The 15,945-nt window shown below is 68.9% G+C and carries 15 protein-coding genes; 3 read left to right on the forward strand and 12 right to left on the reverse strand.

What is annotated here, in order from left to right:
- The first annotated feature begins 199 nt into the window (after positions 1 to 199).
- On the forward strand, positions 200 to 1,372 hold the full coding sequence (locus tag ACESK5_RS05400) for an ABC transporter permease (protein WP_372910526.1): 1,173 nt from the start codon (positions 200 to 202) through the stop codon (positions 1,370 to 1,372).
- Between the two features lie 49 nt (positions 1,373 to 1,421).
- Here ACESK5_RS05400 and ACESK5_RS05405 read toward each other — a convergent pair whose 3' ends face one another.
- The 3 genes from ACESK5_RS05405 to ACESK5_RS05415 all read right to left on the reverse strand — a co-directional run bounded on the left by ACESK5_RS05405 (position 1,422) and on the right by ACESK5_RS05415 (position 3,760).
- Complete coding sequence (locus ACESK5_RS05405) at positions 1,422 to 1,910, reverse strand: hypothetical protein (protein ID WP_372910527.1); 489 nt, start codon at positions 1,908 to 1,910, stop codon at positions 1,422 to 1,424.
- Between the two features lie 82 nt (positions 1,911 to 1,992).
- Positions 1,993 to 2,649, reverse strand: coding sequence for an HAD family hydrolase (locus ACESK5_RS05410; RefSeq protein WP_372910528.1), 657 nt, complete (start codon positions 2,647 to 2,649; stop codon positions 1,993 to 1,995).
- A 76-nt stretch (positions 2,650 to 2,725) separates the two neighbouring features.
- Positions 2,726 to 3,760 (reverse strand): sodium:calcium antiporter, encoded by a 1,035-nt coding sequence (locus ACESK5_RS05415; protein WP_372910529.1) that lies wholly within the window; start codon positions 3,758 to 3,760, stop codon positions 2,726 to 2,728.
- A gap of 398 nt (positions 3,761 to 4,158) precedes the next feature.
- On the opposite strand from ACESK5_RS05415, the gene ACESK5_RS05420 reads away from it, so the two are divergent.
- Entirely contained in the window at positions 4,159 to 5,661 is a 1,503-nt protein-coding gene (locus tag ACESK5_RS05420) for an aldehyde dehydrogenase family protein (RefSeq protein ID WP_372910530.1), read from the forward strand.
- 149 nt (positions 5,662 to 5,810) lie between these two features.
- Entirely contained in the window at positions 5,811 to 6,689 is an 879-nt protein-coding gene (locus ACESK5_RS05425) for a fumarylacetoacetate hydrolase family protein (protein ID WP_372910531.1), read from the forward strand.
- Between the two features lie 129 nt (positions 6,690 to 6,818).
- Here ACESK5_RS05425 and ACESK5_RS05430 read toward each other — a convergent pair whose 3' ends face one another.
- From ACESK5_RS05430 to ACESK5_RS05470, 9 genes are all read right to left on the reverse strand, one after another.
- Positions 6,819 to 7,904 carry a cupin domain-containing protein gene (locus tag ACESK5_RS05430; protein ID WP_372910532.1) on the reverse strand — a complete coding sequence of 362 codons (1,086 nt, stop codon included), beginning with the start codon at positions 7,902 to 7,904 and terminating at the stop codon, positions 6,819 to 6,821.
- Positions 7,905 to 7,979: 75 nt separating this feature from the next.
- The gene (locus ACESK5_RS05435; protein ID WP_372910533.1) at positions 7,980 to 8,150 is read right to left on the reverse strand and encodes a hypothetical protein; all 171 of its coding nucleotides are present in this window, start codon (positions 8,148 to 8,150) and stop codon (positions 7,980 to 7,982) included.
- 89 nt (positions 8,151 to 8,239) lie between these two features.
- Positions 8,240 to 8,962, reverse strand: a complete 723-nt coding sequence (locus tag ACESK5_RS05440) for an acetate--CoA ligase family protein (protein ID WP_372910534.1) — start codon at positions 8,960 to 8,962, stop codon at positions 8,240 to 8,242.
- The gene (locus tag ACESK5_RS05445) at positions 8,955 to 10,316 is read right to left on the reverse strand and encodes a CoA-binding protein (RefSeq protein WP_372910535.1); all 1,362 of its coding nucleotides are present in this window, start codon (positions 10,314 to 10,316) and stop codon (positions 8,955 to 8,957) included. The genes ACESK5_RS05440 and ACESK5_RS05445 overlap by 8 nt, the downstream gene beginning before the upstream one ends.
- Positions 10,317 to 10,554: 238 nt before the next feature.
- The gene (locus ACESK5_RS05450) at positions 10,555 to 12,129 is read right to left on the reverse strand and encodes a class I adenylate-forming enzyme family protein (protein ID WP_372910536.1); all 1,575 of its coding nucleotides are present in this window, start codon (positions 12,127 to 12,129) and stop codon (positions 10,555 to 10,557) included.
- 123 nt (positions 12,130 to 12,252) lie between these two features.
- Positions 12,253 to 13,023 (reverse strand): IclR family transcriptional regulator, encoded by a 771-nt coding sequence (locus ACESK5_RS05455; RefSeq protein WP_372910537.1) that lies wholly within the window; start codon positions 13,021 to 13,023, stop codon positions 12,253 to 12,255.
- A gap of 733 nt (positions 13,024 to 13,756) precedes the next feature.
- A complete protein-coding gene (locus ACESK5_RS05460) occupies positions 13,757 to 14,983 on the reverse strand; it encodes an FAD-dependent monooxygenase (protein ID WP_372910538.1) in 1,227 nt (408 codons plus the stop codon).
- A gap of 118 nt (positions 14,984 to 15,101) precedes the next feature.
- The gene (locus tag ACESK5_RS05465; RefSeq protein WP_372910539.1) at positions 15,102 to 15,422 is read right to left on the reverse strand and encodes a hypothetical protein; all 321 of its coding nucleotides are present in this window, start codon (positions 15,420 to 15,422) and stop codon (positions 15,102 to 15,104) included.
- Between the two features lie 86 nt (positions 15,423 to 15,508).
- Positions 15,509 to 15,910 (reverse strand): acyl-CoA thioesterase, encoded by a 402-nt coding sequence (locus tag ACESK5_RS05470; RefSeq protein WP_372910540.1) that lies wholly within the window; start codon positions 15,908 to 15,910, stop codon positions 15,509 to 15,511.
- Positions 15,911 to 15,945: the final 35 nt, after the last annotated feature.

The raw sequence follows: 15,945 nt of genomic DNA on the forward strand, positions 1-15,945 counted from the left end.
ATGGTGGCGAACGAGCTGCTCATCGGCGACCCGCTCGCGTTCACCACCGACGGACTCCGGTACGTCGGCCTCGGCGCCGCCTTCGGTATCGTCACGGCGCTCGTCGCGGGGCTGTACCCCGCGTGGAAGGCGGCCAACAAGCGGCCGGTGGAGGCGCTGGACTGATGACCGTCGACGGCACGAGCGGGGGTGACGCGGGATGAACTGGCTGTCCCGTCTGGCCGGCCGGTTCCCACGACTCGTCATCGCCCGCCGGAACGTCTCGCGTGCGAAGGTCCGGTCGGCGCTCGCTGCGGCGGCGATACTCATCGGCGTGGTTGCCATCGGGACCATCGGAGCGGGGGGCGCGGCGTTCAAGCAGAGCCAACTCGACCGCGTCCAGAGCCAGGGCGCGACGAACGTCTTCGTCTCGCCCGGCCCCGACAAAGCTGAGGACTCCTTCGACCGCGAGGACCTCCTCGCCATCGAGGAAACCGTCGGCCCCGCGGGCGTCGTCGCGACGAAGGAACAGTCGATGGAGTTCGTCGAGCGCGCGGGCCGCCGCGAGAGCGTGTCCGTCACGTATCTCGACGACCCGCGCGTCCAGTACGAAATCGGGGCCGGCGAGTTCCCGACGAACTGGCGCGAGCGGGCGGTCGTCTCCGACGAGTTCGCGGCGGAACACGGGATTCGGCCGGGCGACCGGCTGAAGCTGGTGGCGTCGTCGGGCGACGGCGCGAACGCGACCGAGACCGAACGCGCGTACCGCGTGGTGGCCGTCCTCGAACCGACGGAGTCGTTCGGGGTCAGCGAGGTGTTCCTCCCCATCGAGGAGGCGGAGAACCGCCGCTACGAGCAGGTCCGCGTCACGACCGAGTCGGTCGAGCGGGCCGAGAGCGTCGCCGTCGCGCTCCGCGAGCGGTTCAACGGGCGGAAGGACCGCCTCCTGGTGTTCGAACTCACGTCGCTCGTCCGGCTGTTCAAATCCATCGTCAACGGCATCAACGTCTTCCTCGTCGGGCTAGGCGGCATCTCGCTGCTGGTGGCCGGCGTCTCCATCACGAACACGATGCTCATGGCCGTCATCAAACGCCGCGAAGAGATCGGTGTCCTGCGGTCCGTAGGCTACCGGAGACGCGACATCGTCGAGATTCTCCTGGCCGAGGCCGCTCTCCTCGGTGCCATCGGTGCGGGCGGCGGCCTCGTCGTCGCGCTCGCGGCCACGATGGTGGCGAACGCGGTGTTCCTCGGCGACCCGCTGGCGTTCAGCCCCGCCGCGGTCGGTTACCTCGTCGGAGCGGTGGCGTTCGGCGTGGGGACGAGCCTCGTCGCCGGCGCCTACCCCGCGTGGCGGGCGGCGAACGAACGACCCGTGGAGGCGCTGCGCGGCTAACCCGTGTCCGGCGGACCGCGAGGGGGAGCGGTCGACGGACCCGGTCGCCTCACGCCGCGAGCGTCTCCCGCACGTCCTCGGCCGTCTCGCGTTCGGCGAACGTCACCCGAAGCCGACCGTCCCACTCGCCGGCCGCGATGGCCTCGGCGAGTCCGGGCGCGACGCCGAACCGACTGACCTGCTCGCCGTCGTGGACCGCGACCACCTCGAACGCGTCGGGGTCGTCGCTTACGCCGGTCGCGCGGAACGTCTCGCTCACGGCCGCCGTCTCGTCGTCTGTCAGCGTCAGCGGAACATCGTAGGCGTCGCGGACCGCTCCGACCGACGCGACGCCGTCCGCGTCGAAGAGGGTCCGCTCTGTCTCGGGTCCCGACAACCGCATCTCGAAGTCGGCGTCGGACTCGGTCTGGGTCGAGCGTGTCGAGACTGGCGTCGACGTCTGTTCCACCCCACCGCCGAGGCCGGTCGAACAGCCGGCGATGACGGCGACGCCGGCAGTGCCCGACGCTCGCAGGAGGGCTCGTCTGGAGGGCTGCATACTCTCCCGTTCCCGGCCGAGAGTCGAATACGTTGGGGCCGACCCACGTTCGCCGTCCGGGGTCGGCCGCCGTGATGCGGCGCTACTCGTCGACGAGCGTCCGCCGCAACTCGTCGACGCCGGTGACGACGTCGTCGGCCCCTGTCAGGTCGGCGTCGTCGCCGTCGCCACGGAACCCGACCGTGTAGAGGCCGGCGGCCGCTGCGGCCTGCACGCCGGACGCCGAGTCCTCGACGGCGACGCAGCGGTCGGGTTCGACGTCTATCTCCGCGGCGCCCCGTTCGTAGATGTCCGGCGCCGGCTTCCCCCGGTCGACGTCGTCCGCACTGACGACCGCATCGAAGTGCGCCAGCAGGTCGAACCGGTCGTCCACGAGGGCGATCCAGTCGTGCGGCGACGACGTGGTCAGCGCGAGCGGGACGTCTCTCTCCCGGAGCGCGGCCAACAGGTCGTGCGCACCCGTGAGCAGTCGGGCCTGCTCGCCGTAGATACGTTCGCCGGCCTCCTCGAACAGCCGCTCGAACGCCGCCCGGGAGACGGCGACGTCGTACTCGGCGACCAGGTCGTCGTACACCTCGCGGTAGTTCCGACCGGTGATGGCCGACACCGGGATGTCGTCGTCCGGGGCGGTCGTGGGCAGGATGTGGGTGCGCTGTTCGTCGACCCAGAACGCCTCGGACTGGACGAGCACGCCGTCCATGTCGAAGCAGACGCCGTCGTACTCGAGCAAATCTCGCATTCGTCTGTCGGGTCGTCGGCGGGAGAGTTGGCTCTTTCGGGTGACGCACGGACGAGTTATCGCCCGTTCGGGCAGGTCAAGCACCCCGGATGACGTTCGTCACCCCGACCGTCTCGGCGACGACCCAGGCGACGAACACGAGGTACGCGAAGAGCAGGGTGTACGCCTCCAGGGTGGTTATCGAGAGGTCGGTCCGCAGGAACGCGAACAGCAGGACGGTGGCGAACGTCAAAACGCCCAGCATCGGGACGGCGACGGCGAAGTCGATGGGGACGCTCCCGACGATGAGCACGCCCACCGGAATCGCCACGAGCAGGTCGAACGTGTTCGACCCGAGGACGTTGCCGAGGCTGGTGACCCCCTTGTTCGCCTGCGCCGACCGGACGCTCACCAGCGTGTCGGGTAGGCTGGTCGCCGCCGCGATGATGGTCACGCCGGCGAGGAACTCGGGGATGCCGAACGCCGCGTTGAGCACTTCGACTCCGCCCACCAACTGTTCGACGGCGAGGAGGATGACGACCAGGCTCGCGGCGAGTTTGCCCCACTCGCGGCCCACCGCAACCCCGTCGTCCACCTCGGCGACGTGGTCCGCGACGTCCTGCCACTGGATGAACAGGTAGAGGCCGTAGAGGCCGAGCGGCAGCAACGCGAGGGGACGCGTGAGTTCCCCTCTGAGTGCCGGCCCGTCGGGCACGGGGAGGTAGATGACCGCGAGCGAGAACGTGACGACGACGGCCGAGACGGCGATCATGTAGAACTGCGCCTCCTTGTACACGAGGGTCCGGTTGGTCTCGAGTTCACCGTCGGTGGCCATGCCCGACAGCGCCGGAATCACGAGGATGTTGAAGATGGCCGAGCCGACGATGGCGCCAACGCCCATGTTGAACGTCCCCGCGAGGGCGGTGAAGACCACGCTCGCGAGTTCCGGAAAGCTCGACCCGACGGCCACCACCACAGACCCCTGCACGACTGCAGGGAGACCGTAGTACGCCGAGAGCCGCTCGGCCGAGGACTCGAGCCACCCGCTGCCGACCCAGATGAACCCCGTCGCGACGACGATGACGAGCACGGCGGCGAGAGGCGTGTCGGGGACCACTCCGTCGAGGACCATCGTACGTGTCTGCTCCGCCATGCGCCCCTTAACGGTTCTGGAAGCGAACCGACGCGACGATTCGCCGGTCACCCGCTACTCGGAGTGGGCGTCGACGGCCGCCCGACTCGCCATCGTCTTTCGATAGTTCTACTCGTACAACTCACCCGAGTATCGGAGCAGAATTGGACAAATTTCACGACTGAGAACGAAAATTAGCGCCCTATGGAAACAAAATCATTTCTGATTTCAGTTCGAAGAACAGTAATCCAAACACTTCTATACAGAGGGACGACAGAACCGACCGCATCTGTCGGTCGAATCGGGTGAGTGGTGGGTCGGGCCGACCGAGAGGCACGGGTGCCTCGGTGGCTTGCCGCACCCGAAGGCTTGAAGAGACTCTTGTCACTAGCTGACACATGGCGCAGACAGCCGACGCTGGAGGGTTCAGTATCGACGCCGACTGGGGACGACTCTACGTCGACGGGGAGTGGGTCGAGGCGAGTGGTGGGGACACCATCGCCGTCGAGGACCCATCGACGCGTGAGGCGGTCGCACACGTCCCGCGCGGGACGGAGGCGGACGTCGACGCGGCCTACGAGGCGGCCGCCGCAGCACAGACCGAGTGGGCCGAGACCCCGCCGGCCCGCCGGGAGGAACTCGTCCGGAACCTGCTCGACCTCTTCGACGACCACCACGACGCGGTCGTCGACCTCATGGCCACCGAGGCGGGTCAGGTCGAGGGGCTGGGTGAGACGTCCGTCCACCTCACCGAGGACCAGATCGCCGAGGCCGCGACGATGCCCCGCCGGATGAAGGGCGAACACGCCCCCTCGAACGTTCCGGGGAAGGAGAACGTCGTGGAGCGGGTGCCCCAGGGGGTCGTCACGGTCATCTCGCCGTGGAACTTCCCGCTGAACCTCTCGGCCAGAGCGGTGGTCCCCGCCGTCGCCGCGGGCAACACCGTCGTGTTGAAGCCGGCGACGAACACGCCCATCACCGGCGGCCTGCTCTTCGCACGCCTGTTCGAGGCGGCCGGCTTCCCCGACGGCGTCCTCAACGTCGTCACGGGCCACGGCTCCGAAATCGGTGACGCCGTCGCGAGCCACGACCACAGCGACGTGGTCGCGTTCACCGGGTCGACCGAAGTCGGTCGGCGAGTGGCGGCCGCCGCGGGCGAGAACCTCGCGGAGGCCGCGATGGAACTCGGCGGCAACAACGCCCACATCGTCACCGCCGAGGCGGACCTCGACGCAGCGGTCGACGCCGGCGTGTTCGGGTCGTTCGCCCACCAGGGGCAGGTCTGCATCTCCATCAACCGCCACCTCGTCCAGGAGAGCGTCTACGACGAGTACGTCGAGAAGCTGACCGAGCGCGCGGCGAACCTCCCGGCCGGCAGCGCCCACGACCACGTCGTCGTCGGCCCCATCGTCGACGAGGCCCAGCGCGACGAGATGCTCGACTACGTCGAGCGGACCGTCGAGGCCGGCGCGACCCTCGAAACCGGCGGCGGCACGGTCGAACTCGACGGCGTCGCCGACTCGCTCGTGGTCGAACCGACCGTGCTCTCGGGCGTGAGGAACGACATGGCCGCGGCGTGCAACGAACACTTCGGTCCCATCGCGCCCGTCGTTCCCTTCTCGGACATGGACCGGGCGGTCGAACTCGCCAACGACACCGCGTACGGCCTCTCGGGGTCGGTCCACGCCGGCGACGTCGGCGCCGGCAAGCGTATCGCTCGGCGTCTGGAGACGGGGATGGTCCACGTCAACGACCAGCCGATCAACGACGAGGCACACGTCCCGTTCAGCGGGACGGGCGCCTCGGGCGTCGGCGGCTACAACACCGACGACTTCCTCGACGAGGTGACGGAGAAGAAGTGGATCTCGCTCCAGCACGAGCCCAGAGAGTTCCCGTTCTGAGCTGAGTTCCCCCCCAGCGTCTCCCGCACGGGACGGCGGGTGCTTCGGGCCGGGGACGGTCGGCTCCGCGCTCGCGCACCGGCCGCCGACGACGCGGTGACGCTCTCGAACACCGGTGATTTATCATGGTGCTCTCCGCAGTGACTCGCATGCGATTCGTCCACTTCGACGAGGGACGCCTGGGACTGCTCACCGACGACGGTGACGGCATCGTCGACCTGACCGACCGCCTCGAAATCGACGCCCGGGACCCCCTCCTCGCGTACCTCCGTAGCGACGACGACGCGAGCGAGTACGCCGACGCCGACCCCGACTACACCCGTGACGAGGTGGAACTCCGCGCGCCCGTCCGCCGCCCGGGGAAGGTCGTCGCGGCCCCGCTGAACTACGAGAACCACATCGCAGAGGCCATCGCGGACAGGGACATCACCACCGACGAGTGGTTCTCCATCGAGGACAAGGGCTACTTCCTGAAGGCGCCCTCCTCGGTCGTAGGCCCGGACCACGGCGTCGAACTCCCCTTCTCGGACCGCCGGGTCGACCACGAGGTCGAACTCGCGTTCGTGATGGGCTCGGACGTCAAGGACGTCTCCGCCGAGGAGGCGTGGGACCACATCTTCGGCTACACCGTCCTGCTCGACATCTCGGTCCGGGGCGACCAGGACCGCTCGAACCGGAAGTCGTACGACACCTTCACCGTGGTCGGCCCGTGCGTCGCCACCCCCGACGAGGTGGGCGACCCCCAGACCCTCCAGATGGAACTCGACCTGAACGGCGAGCGCCGCCAGGACGAGAACACGAACGACATGGTGTACACCTGCGCCGACGTCGTCCAGTACGCCTCTATCGGCACCACTCTCGAGGCGGGCGACGTCGTCACGACGGGGACGCCCGAGGGCGTCAGCGCCCTTTCCGATGGGGACACTATCGACGCGCGCATCGAGAACGTGGGCGAGATGACCGTCGACGTCACCGGACGGGACGTCCGGTTCGCCGACGTCGACGTGCGGAAGGGCGGGCAGGAGTAGTCGTCTCACTGCGCGGACCACACGCACCGACACGTGCAGTCGCTGTACTGCGCACTGGACGACCGCTCCCGTCCCGGGGACCTCGGGCGGCCACGAGCGGAACCGCCGCGTCCCGGTAGAGCGCAGGGATTACGACGACGGTTCGGCCTCGGCGTAGAAGTTGAACGCCTCGAACACCGGGCGGTCGCTCATCCCCAGCAGGATGGCCTCGTCGCCGTCGGGTTCGTGGTGGTGGGCCGCGTCCGGCGGGACGCAGAAGATGTCCCACTTGCCCCACTCGAGGGCCTCGCCGTCGACGTGGGTCGCCCCCTCGCCCTCGATGACGAAGTACACCTCGGTGGCGTTGTGGAAGTGGGGGTCGGTCGCCTCCTGCAGGAGCTGCGCGCGGAACGACATGGTGGGGAACAGCGGCGGCTTGCCCGCGTTGGGGTTGACGTACGCGAGGCTGTAGCCGTCGTGGGGGTCCGGGTCGTCGTTGTCGGCCCGCTGGCGGAGCGTTTCGACCGTTTCCTCCCACCCGAACCGGTACGGCGGCGTCGGGTCGCGGATGCCCTGGAACGGGCCCGGGATGGACCCGTCCTTCGCCTCGTCTTCGGGCCGAGCGCGGCCGTACTGGGAGTCCCAGTACCCCTGCGTCTTGGTCACCGGCTGTCGTTCGAGTTCGTGGTTCTCGAAGACGTTGCGCGCGTTGAGCGAGTCGAGGATGAGCGGGAGGTCGAGGACGTCGAGCCACGCGGCCGTCTCGTCGGAGTCGTTGACGTGGTCGTGCCACTCCCACTGCGGGGTCGTGACGAGGTCGTTGTCCCGCATCGGGAACTCCTCGCCCGCGACGACGGTCTTCATGTCCTCGTGGCCGTCGATGGTGAAGCGGAGGGCGTTCGCCCCGTGCCGGTGAGCGGGGGCGGTCTCGCCGGGCGAGACGGTCTGGACGCCCACGTAGATGGTGTTCGAGATGGCGTTCCCGAGCGCGGTGTTGATGGGGACCGTCACCCGCCGCTGGAAGCCCGGCGGGAGGTCGGCGATGGGGACGTCGTCCTCGATGGCGTCGATGGCCGTCTTGATGTCCGCCCACTTCCAGACGTCCGCCTGCAGGTCGTCGATGACGTTCCCGAAGTCGTCCTCGACCTCCCAGAGGGGGCGGAGCCCGTGCTCCTCGAGGATGCTCCGCGTGTCTGTGCTCAACTCCAAGAGGTCCTCGGGCTCTTCGGTAGCCATACACAATCGTTCGCACAGAACGATGTTAAGTGTACTGGGGGGCCGGACGGGGGCGCGGTCGGGGCGACGGCACTCTCACACCTGTGCGTCGAATATCTGGCTCGAAGGGAACACGGCGCGGCAGTCCTCACACACCATCTGCTTCTGGATGGCGTACTCCCAGAGCTTCCCGCCACAGTCGAGACAGTCGAAGTGGGCCTTCACGAACGGGTCCGCCGACGCGTACGGGTTCTCGAACTCGGCCATGCCTGTACGTGGCGGTGGCAGTCTCAAAAGCGTGTCGTCGGAAGGTCCCGAGAGGGGATCGTCGCCGTCACTTGCAGCGACAGCGACGCTCACGCGCCGTCCTCGTCCTCGTCGTCTGTGAGGACGACCAGGGCGTCGAGGGCGACCGCTCCGCCACCCGTTGCCAGGACGGGGTTGATGTCGACTTCGCGCACGGCGTCGTACTCGACGACGAGGTCACCGACCCGCTCGACGACGGCCGCCAGCGCGTCCAGGTCCGCCGCCTCCCGACCCCGGTAGCCCGTGAGCAGGCGAGTGGCCCTGAGTTCTTCGAGCGCGCTGCGGGCCTCCCGCCGGTCGACCGGCGCGATGCGGTGGGTCGTGTCCTCGTACACCTCGGTGAAGACGCCGCCGAGGCCCGCCAGCACGACGGGACCGAACGAGGGGTCGCGCAGGCCGCCGACGATGACCTCTGTCCCCCGGTCGACGTCCCGCGCCTCCTCGACGAGGACGTCGACGTCGACGCCGGCCGCGCTCGCAGCCGCGAAGATTCGATCCGCCGCCGCCTCGACGGCCTCCGGCGAGTCGAGACCGATGGCGACGCCCGCACCGTCGGCCCACTCGCTCTTGTGCGTGACTGCGGGCGCGGAAACCTTCACTACCACGGGATAACCGAGGTCCGCGGCCGCCTCGACGGCGGCCGCCGAATCCGACGCGACAGCGAACGTGGGCGTCTCGATGCCCACCTCGGACAGGAGCGTCTTCGACTCCGCCTCCGTCAGCACCGTCCGGCCCGCCCGGCGCGCGGCGGCGATGGGGGCCGCCTCAGACATCGGCGCTCACCTCCGTGGTCATCTCCCCGTACCGCGCGAGGAGGGCCGCCGTCTCCGCCCCCCGCTCGGGGGTAGTGAACACGGGCACTCCTGCCTCGCGAAGCGCCGCGACGTCGTCGGCCATCTCGTCGGGCGGGCCCTCGGTCGCGAACAGCACCGGCTTCCCGACCCGGTCGGCGAGGCCGTCGAGCGACTCGGTCGGGAAGCCGAGCGCGCCCTCGAACAGTTCGTACACGAGGACGACGTCGACGTGGTCGTCCTCGGCGACGGCCGTCACCACGTCACCGAACGCGGGCATTGGTCGGCCCGTGTCGACCGGGTTGCCCGCGTACGTGATGCCGGGGAGGACCGCCTCGACGCGCGCTCTCGTCTCGTCGGTCAGCGGAGGGAGCGTCGCCCCACGCTGCTGGAGCAGGTCGGCGACGACGATGCCGGGACCGGCCTGTGCGGTCACGACGCCGACGTTCGGTCCCGACGGGGGCGGACACGCCGCGAGGGCGGTCCCGGCGTCGAAGAGCGCCGTGGTCGACTCGACAGTCGGGACGCCGTACTGGTGGAAGCCGGCCGTGTAGAGCGCGTGGTCGCCCGTGAGCGCGCCCGTGTGGGACTCGGCGAACGCGCCGACGTCCTCCCGACCGACCTTGTAGGCGACGACCGGCGTCTCGGCGGCCCGACACGTCTCCAACAGCGCCCGGCCGTCGTCGGTGCCCTCGACGTGGAGGACGATGGCGTCCGTCCCGGCGTCCGCGTCGAAGTGCGCGACGACTTCCTCGAAGCCGACGTTCGCGCGGTTCCCGAGGCCGACCATCGCGGAGACGCCGCGCCCCTCGCGGAGCGCGCCGAACGCGAGCTGGTGGGCGATACCCCCGCTCTGTGCGACGATGGCGACGTCACCGGGGCGGAACTGCTCGACGCCACCGGCGAACGACGCGTACAGCTCACGGCGCGGGTCGACGAAGCCGCTCGTGTTCGGGCCCAGCACGGCGACGTCGTGGGCGGCCGCGCGCTCGACGAGTCGACGCTGCAGCGCCGCCCCCTCGTCGCCGGCCTCGGCGAACCCGCCGGAGTAGACGACCACCCCGCCGACCCCGGCGGCGCCACACTCCGCGACGACGTCCGGGACGACCCCCGCGGGCACACAGCAGAGCGCCAGGTCGACCGTGTCGTCGACGTCCCCGACCGACGCGACGAACGGTTCGCCGAACAGCGACCCGTCCGCCGAGGGGTTGACCGGGTAGACCGGCCCGTCGAACGAACTGGCGTTCGCCATCGCCTCGTGACCGATCTTTCCCTCGGTCTTCGAGGCACCGACCACCGCGATACTCCTGGGCTCGAACAGGCGCGCGACGTTCACGCCTCGGAGTTCTCCGAAGACCGTCAAAGCCTTTTCGACGGCTCCTCCCCCCGGCTCCGCCGACACGAGCGCGTCGGCCGGTCCGACCCGAGCGTCCACCCGGTGGCCGCGAGACGCTCCCGACGACCCGACGTCGAGTGCCCCTTCCGGAACACCCCTGACAGCCCCGTTCGTGGTCGACTCGCCAGTCAAGAGAAGTGGTCGACTCGCCAGTCAAGAGAAGTGGTCGACTCGCCAGTCAAGAGAAGTGGTCGGCGACGACCCGCTCGCGCTCGACGGTGCCCGTGTCGGTCTTCGGAAGCGGGCCGGTCCGGACGGCGTAGACCCGGGGGCGCTTGTAGTTCGCCAGGCGGTCGTGCTCCCGGCAGTGGCGGTCGAAATCGTCCGAGTCGATACCGGAGTCGCCGTCGACGACAACGACGGCGGCGACCTTCTTCCCCCAGTACTCGTCGTCGAGGCCGACGACGAGCGCCTCCTCGACGGCCGTATGTTCTTCGAGGACGGTCTCCACCTCGCCGGGGAAGATGTTCTCCCCGCCGCTGATGAACATGTTGTCGACGCGGTCGACGACGTAGAGGAAGCCGTCCTCGTCGACCCGGGCGACGTCTCTGGTCCGGAGCCACTCGTCGAAGAAGCTCTTCTCCTCCGCCTCGGGGTTGTCGATGTACCCGTCGGGGACGCCCGGCCCGCGGGCGATGACTTCGCCACGCTCACCCGCGTTGACGGTCGCTTCCGGGTCGGGGTCCTGTTCGAGCGGGACCGACTCGACCACCCGGAGTTCCCAGGCGAACGACTCCTTCCCGACGGTTCCGGGGTGGTCCTCCTGGACCGAGGGGTGGGCGAACGTCAGGTTCGGGCCCCCCTCCGTCATCCCGTACGTGTTGTAGAGGCCCTCGGCGAGGTGTGTCGTGGTCTTCTCGACGAGTTCCTCCGTGACGACGGCGCCGCCGGTTCGGACGTATCTGAGGCTCCCGGTGTCGTACTCCGCTTCGGCCTGGACGGCAGTGAGCGCCTCCAGTTGCGTCGGGACGGCGAGGAGGCCGGTCGCGGCGTGCTCCTCGACGAGCTGGAGCACCTCCTCCGGGTCGAACGCCGAGTGCAGGACGGTCCGCGCGCCGGCGAGCCAGTGGGGGTAGAGCCAGGCGTCGCTCGTGACCATGTGGTACCACGGCGAGGTCACGATAGCCGTGTCCGTCGGCTGGATGCCGTGCTCCATCACGCCCTGGTAGGCGCCGAGCCACATCTGGTGGCTGTCGAACGCGACGGCCTTCGGGACGCTCGTCGTCCCACTCGTGTAGAAGACGTTCGTCTTGGCCTCCGGGTCGGGAGCCGGCGGCTCTACCGTCGACGCGTCCGCGAGCGCCACCTCGTAAGACTCGACGACGTCGGCGTCGACGGCGAGCGCACTGGTGTCGTCCGGGGCGTCCGGGTCGGCGGCGTGGAGGGCGACGTCGAACTCGCCCGCATCGAGCATCTCGGCGGCCGTCTCGGCGTTCGCGTCGTCGAAGACGAGCGCCCGTGCCCCCGCCGTCTCCGCCATCCGCACGAGTTCGCCCGGCTTCCCCCGGAACGGGAGCTGGACGTTCGGCACCCCGCGCTTGTGCCCGGCGACCAGCGACTCCGCCGCCGCGGGGCCGTTCAGCGCCAGGACGGCCACCGGGGCGTCATCGACCCGCTCGGTGAGTGCGTTCGCCAGTCGGACGCTCCGCTCGTCGAACGCCGCGTAGGTGAACGACCGACCGTCGTCCGTGACGATCGCGGTGTCCGACCCGTGAACCCGGACCGTCCGGGCGAACGCGTCTCTGAAGTTCATGATTCTGAGTGACGTACCTCGACCGTTACCTCGGCTGGTAATAACAGTACTGGTCACGAGGATTTCGTCCACCACGGGCTGTCGAAACGGGCGACGGAACGCCCGGGCCACCGACACGCCGAGTCACCGATACGCGAGGTTCAACTCAACGTCGTTCGCCGAGGCCATCAGTCGCTCGACCAGTTCCGACTCACACCGCTCGCGGGTGACGCGGTGGGCCGGCCCGGCGAACGCCAGCGCGCCCCGGACCCTCTCCTCGTACCGGAGGGGGACCGAGACGGCGTGGATGCCGGCGAGGTCCTCGCCCAGGTTGAGCGCGTATCCGCGCTCGCGAATCCGTTCGAGTTCGGCGAACAGTTCGTCGCGGTCGGTGATGGTGTTCTCCGTCCGCGCCGGCAGCCCGTACCGGTCGATGGCGTACTCGACGTCCTCTCTCGGGAGGTGTGCGAGGATGGCCTTCCCGCTCGAGTTACAGTGCATGTACGTCCACGACCCGAGGAGCGCGTTCTCGTTGACGTTCGTGTCGCCGGCGTGGCCGTAGAGGTACATGATCTGTCCGCGCTGGTGGACAGTCAGCCACACCATCTCGTCGGTCGTGTCGGCGAGTTCGTCGACGACTGGTTTGGCCGCCTCGTACACGTCGAACCCCGCCCGCACGTACTGGCCGTAGCCGAAGAACTCCAGTCCGAGACGGTAGGTACTGCCGCGTTTCACGACGAAGCCGTGGTCGACCATCGTCGACAGGTGGTCGTGGACGGTACTCTTCGCGAGTCCTAGGTGGGTCGCGATGTCGGTCACCCCCGCGCCGTCCACCTCGCGGAGGTGTGCGAGAATCTCCACCAGCGTCTCGTCCGACTTCACCCCGCGCGCGGAACCCGAATGGTCGTTCGTCATAGAGACGGGTCGTGCGTCGGATACAAAACAGTGTTGTTCGGCGACACCGAACAGTTCGTCCGGCGAGCGGAGGGACCCCGGCATCCCGTTCGAGCCGCGTCTGTAACGAACGTTGATTTACTACGCCGGGACCCGCTCTCCCCGAATGTGTTCGCTGTGACCGAACCACACGTCGTGCCGCTCTCACGTAGTCGGGCGAGCGTTACAGAGGTACGCGTGTAAGGCCGAGGTCGTGGGTCCCCGACTGCGGGCGCCCGACGCCCGGGAAGGCCACTCTCAGCGCGGTGGCGATTCCTCACGCTTCGTTCGGTGTGAACGAACACACGTCTGTGCAGTCGCTCGTCTCCGACCCCGGAAGAACTGCCGAGGACGACTGGAGCAGTCACTGCGGAGGGCCGCGTTCCCGAACTGTGAAGCCGGACAGTCCCACAGACGTTCGTTTCGTCCTCGAGCCGTGTGGCACTGTCACACACGCCTCGTTCTGTCTGACCGAACGGGACGTTCGGCGTCCGACGCGTGCTTTCGTCGGGACAGGCCGAGGAGCGGGGTACCGAGGCGACGGGGACGCTCTCTCGGTCGTCGTCGAAACTTAGACTTCTCCGACCGACGGTGACGCGACGCCGAACGCAGCGATGCATCACGGAACGACGGGACACCGTACGGCCGTGAGACGAGTCCGACCCGACCGAGAAGGCGGGAGTGGCTGGGTGTGTCGGCGTCGCGTCCGGCGACTTCAGTAGTTCCCCGTGGAGACGATGGGCGGGGCGTCGTGCGGGCCGTACGGGGCGTCGTCGAGATACTCACCGGCCACCTCGAAGTAGTCCGCCAGGGAGGCGGCCGCCTCCTTCCGCAGGACCGTCGCGGGGTTCTCCCCCTGGAGGTACTCGAGCGCCTGTCCGGCGGCGTCGAGGTTGTACTCGGCGGCCTTCTCGCGGCGGGCGGCGTACAGTTCCACCTCGTCGCGGGCGACGGCGTCCTCGCGAGCGCGGTAGGCGACGGCGATGGCCGAGGCGGCCTCGTCGGCGTCGGCGACACCGGAGTTCATCCCGCGGGCACCGAACGGCGCGAGGAGGTGCGCGGCCTCCCCCGCGAGGAGGACGCGGCGGTGTTCGTCGACGAACCTGTCCGCCATCACCTGGAGGAACTTGTAGCTCGACACCCACGTGACGTTGTCGGCGTACCGCTCGCCCATGATACGTCGCGTGAACTCCCGCATGTTCTCGTCGCTGCAGAGTTCGTCGGGGTCGTCGCCCTCGAGACACTGGATGTCGAGGCGCCACCCGCCGGTAAAGGGGACGAGCATCACGTTCCGGCCCCCCACCTTCGGGTCGTCGTAGTGGAACAGTCGCTCCAGCGGGAGCGGGTCCTCTTCCACCTCGTCGACGTCGGCGATGATGAAGGAGTTCTTCGACTGGTCACCCTCGAACTGTGCGCCGATCTCTTTTCGCACCGTGGAGCCGCCCCCGTCGGCTCCCACGAGGTACGGCGTCTCCCACTCGCGGCCGTCGCTGGTCACGACACGGACGCCTTCGGGCCCCGACTCGACGGTTTCGACGGCCGCGTCCCAGTGAATCTCGATGCCGGCTTCGGCCAGTGCCTCGTGCATGAAGTCCTCGGTCCGCTCCTGCGGGAGGCTGGTGAAGTGGGGGAACGTCCCCTTCCCGCCGGGATTGTCGTACGTCCGCTCGAACACGTCCTTCCCGCGCCACTTGGTGTGTCGCGTCGGCCAGACGAGGCCCTCCTCGACCATCCGCTCGCCCAGTCCCGGGTGGACGCGTTCGAGCGTGTGCAGCGTCGTCCCGTGGACGTAGATGGCGCGACTCCCCGACCGGTCTCTGTCTGCCGAGTCGGCTTCCAGAATCGTCGCTGGGACGCCCCGGGCGTGGAGCGCGAGGGCCGTCGTCATGCCGACGGGGCCGGCCCCCGCAATCAGCACGGGAGCGGTGTTCGCGTCACTCATCGTCGCTGTCCTCCGTCTGTCGCACGCACGTGGTGGTCATGGTTGGTGGGGTCAGCAGTCGTGGTCGTGTCGGTGTCGGTCAGGGCGTCACGCAGGCCCCCGAGAGGGAGAGTCACGTTCACACTCCGAGCCGGTCGGCGACCCACTCGTCGATGGCCGCGAACACCAGTTCCTCCTCGTCTCCGAAGTCGGTGGTCTCGGCGACGAACGCGTCCCAGGTCCCCTCCGCGACCAGCTCGAGGTCGTCCGCGCTAGTGGCGTCCGAAGGGCTCGCAGCGACCATCTCGTCGAACGTCGCGAACGCCGTGTACTCCCGCATGAACGCGTCGTCGAACAGCTCCCCGACGGGAATCTCCTCGTCCTTCGCGACGATGTCGTGTGGGTCGGGCAGTCCGTCGGCCGACGCGGCCCTCTCTGCGAGGTCGGACTCTCTCGCCATGCGAGTACGTCACGACCCGGACGGGATAACGTTTACCATGACAGGGGGAGACAGCTCGCGGTTGCCGCCGAAGAGACGGCGTCGGGTCAGTCGGCGGCGTACGGTTCCATCGCCTCGCGGAGCGCGTCGGGAATCGGCATCGCCCCCTCCGCCCCCGTCGCCTGACAGACCCGCTGTTCGTACGCGCTGAACGACAGGTCGCCCTCGACGCGCGCCTCGTAGGTGAACCGGACGCTCCGGTTCCCGAGGTCGGGCGTCAACCCGACCGTGACCTCGTCGCCGCCGTGGAGTGGCCGCTCGAACTCGAAGTTCGCCTCCACGAGTGGCAGACCGTACCCCTCCTCCTCGTGTGTCCGCCAGTACGGCCAGCCGATCTCCTGCATGAACATGTCCGACGTCTCGTGGACCGCATCCACGATGCGGGGGTAGTGAGCGATGCCGTGCATGTCGGTGTCCGAGAAGCGGACGGTCCAGACGCGTTCGTACATCTCGCGTCGGGGTACGGAACGGCCCTACCTGTATG

It is taken from the genome of Salinigranum sp. (genome assembly GCF_041641895.1).
Taxonomy (GTDB): Archaea; Halobacteriota; Halobacteria; order Halobacteriales; family Haloferacaceae; genus Salinigranum.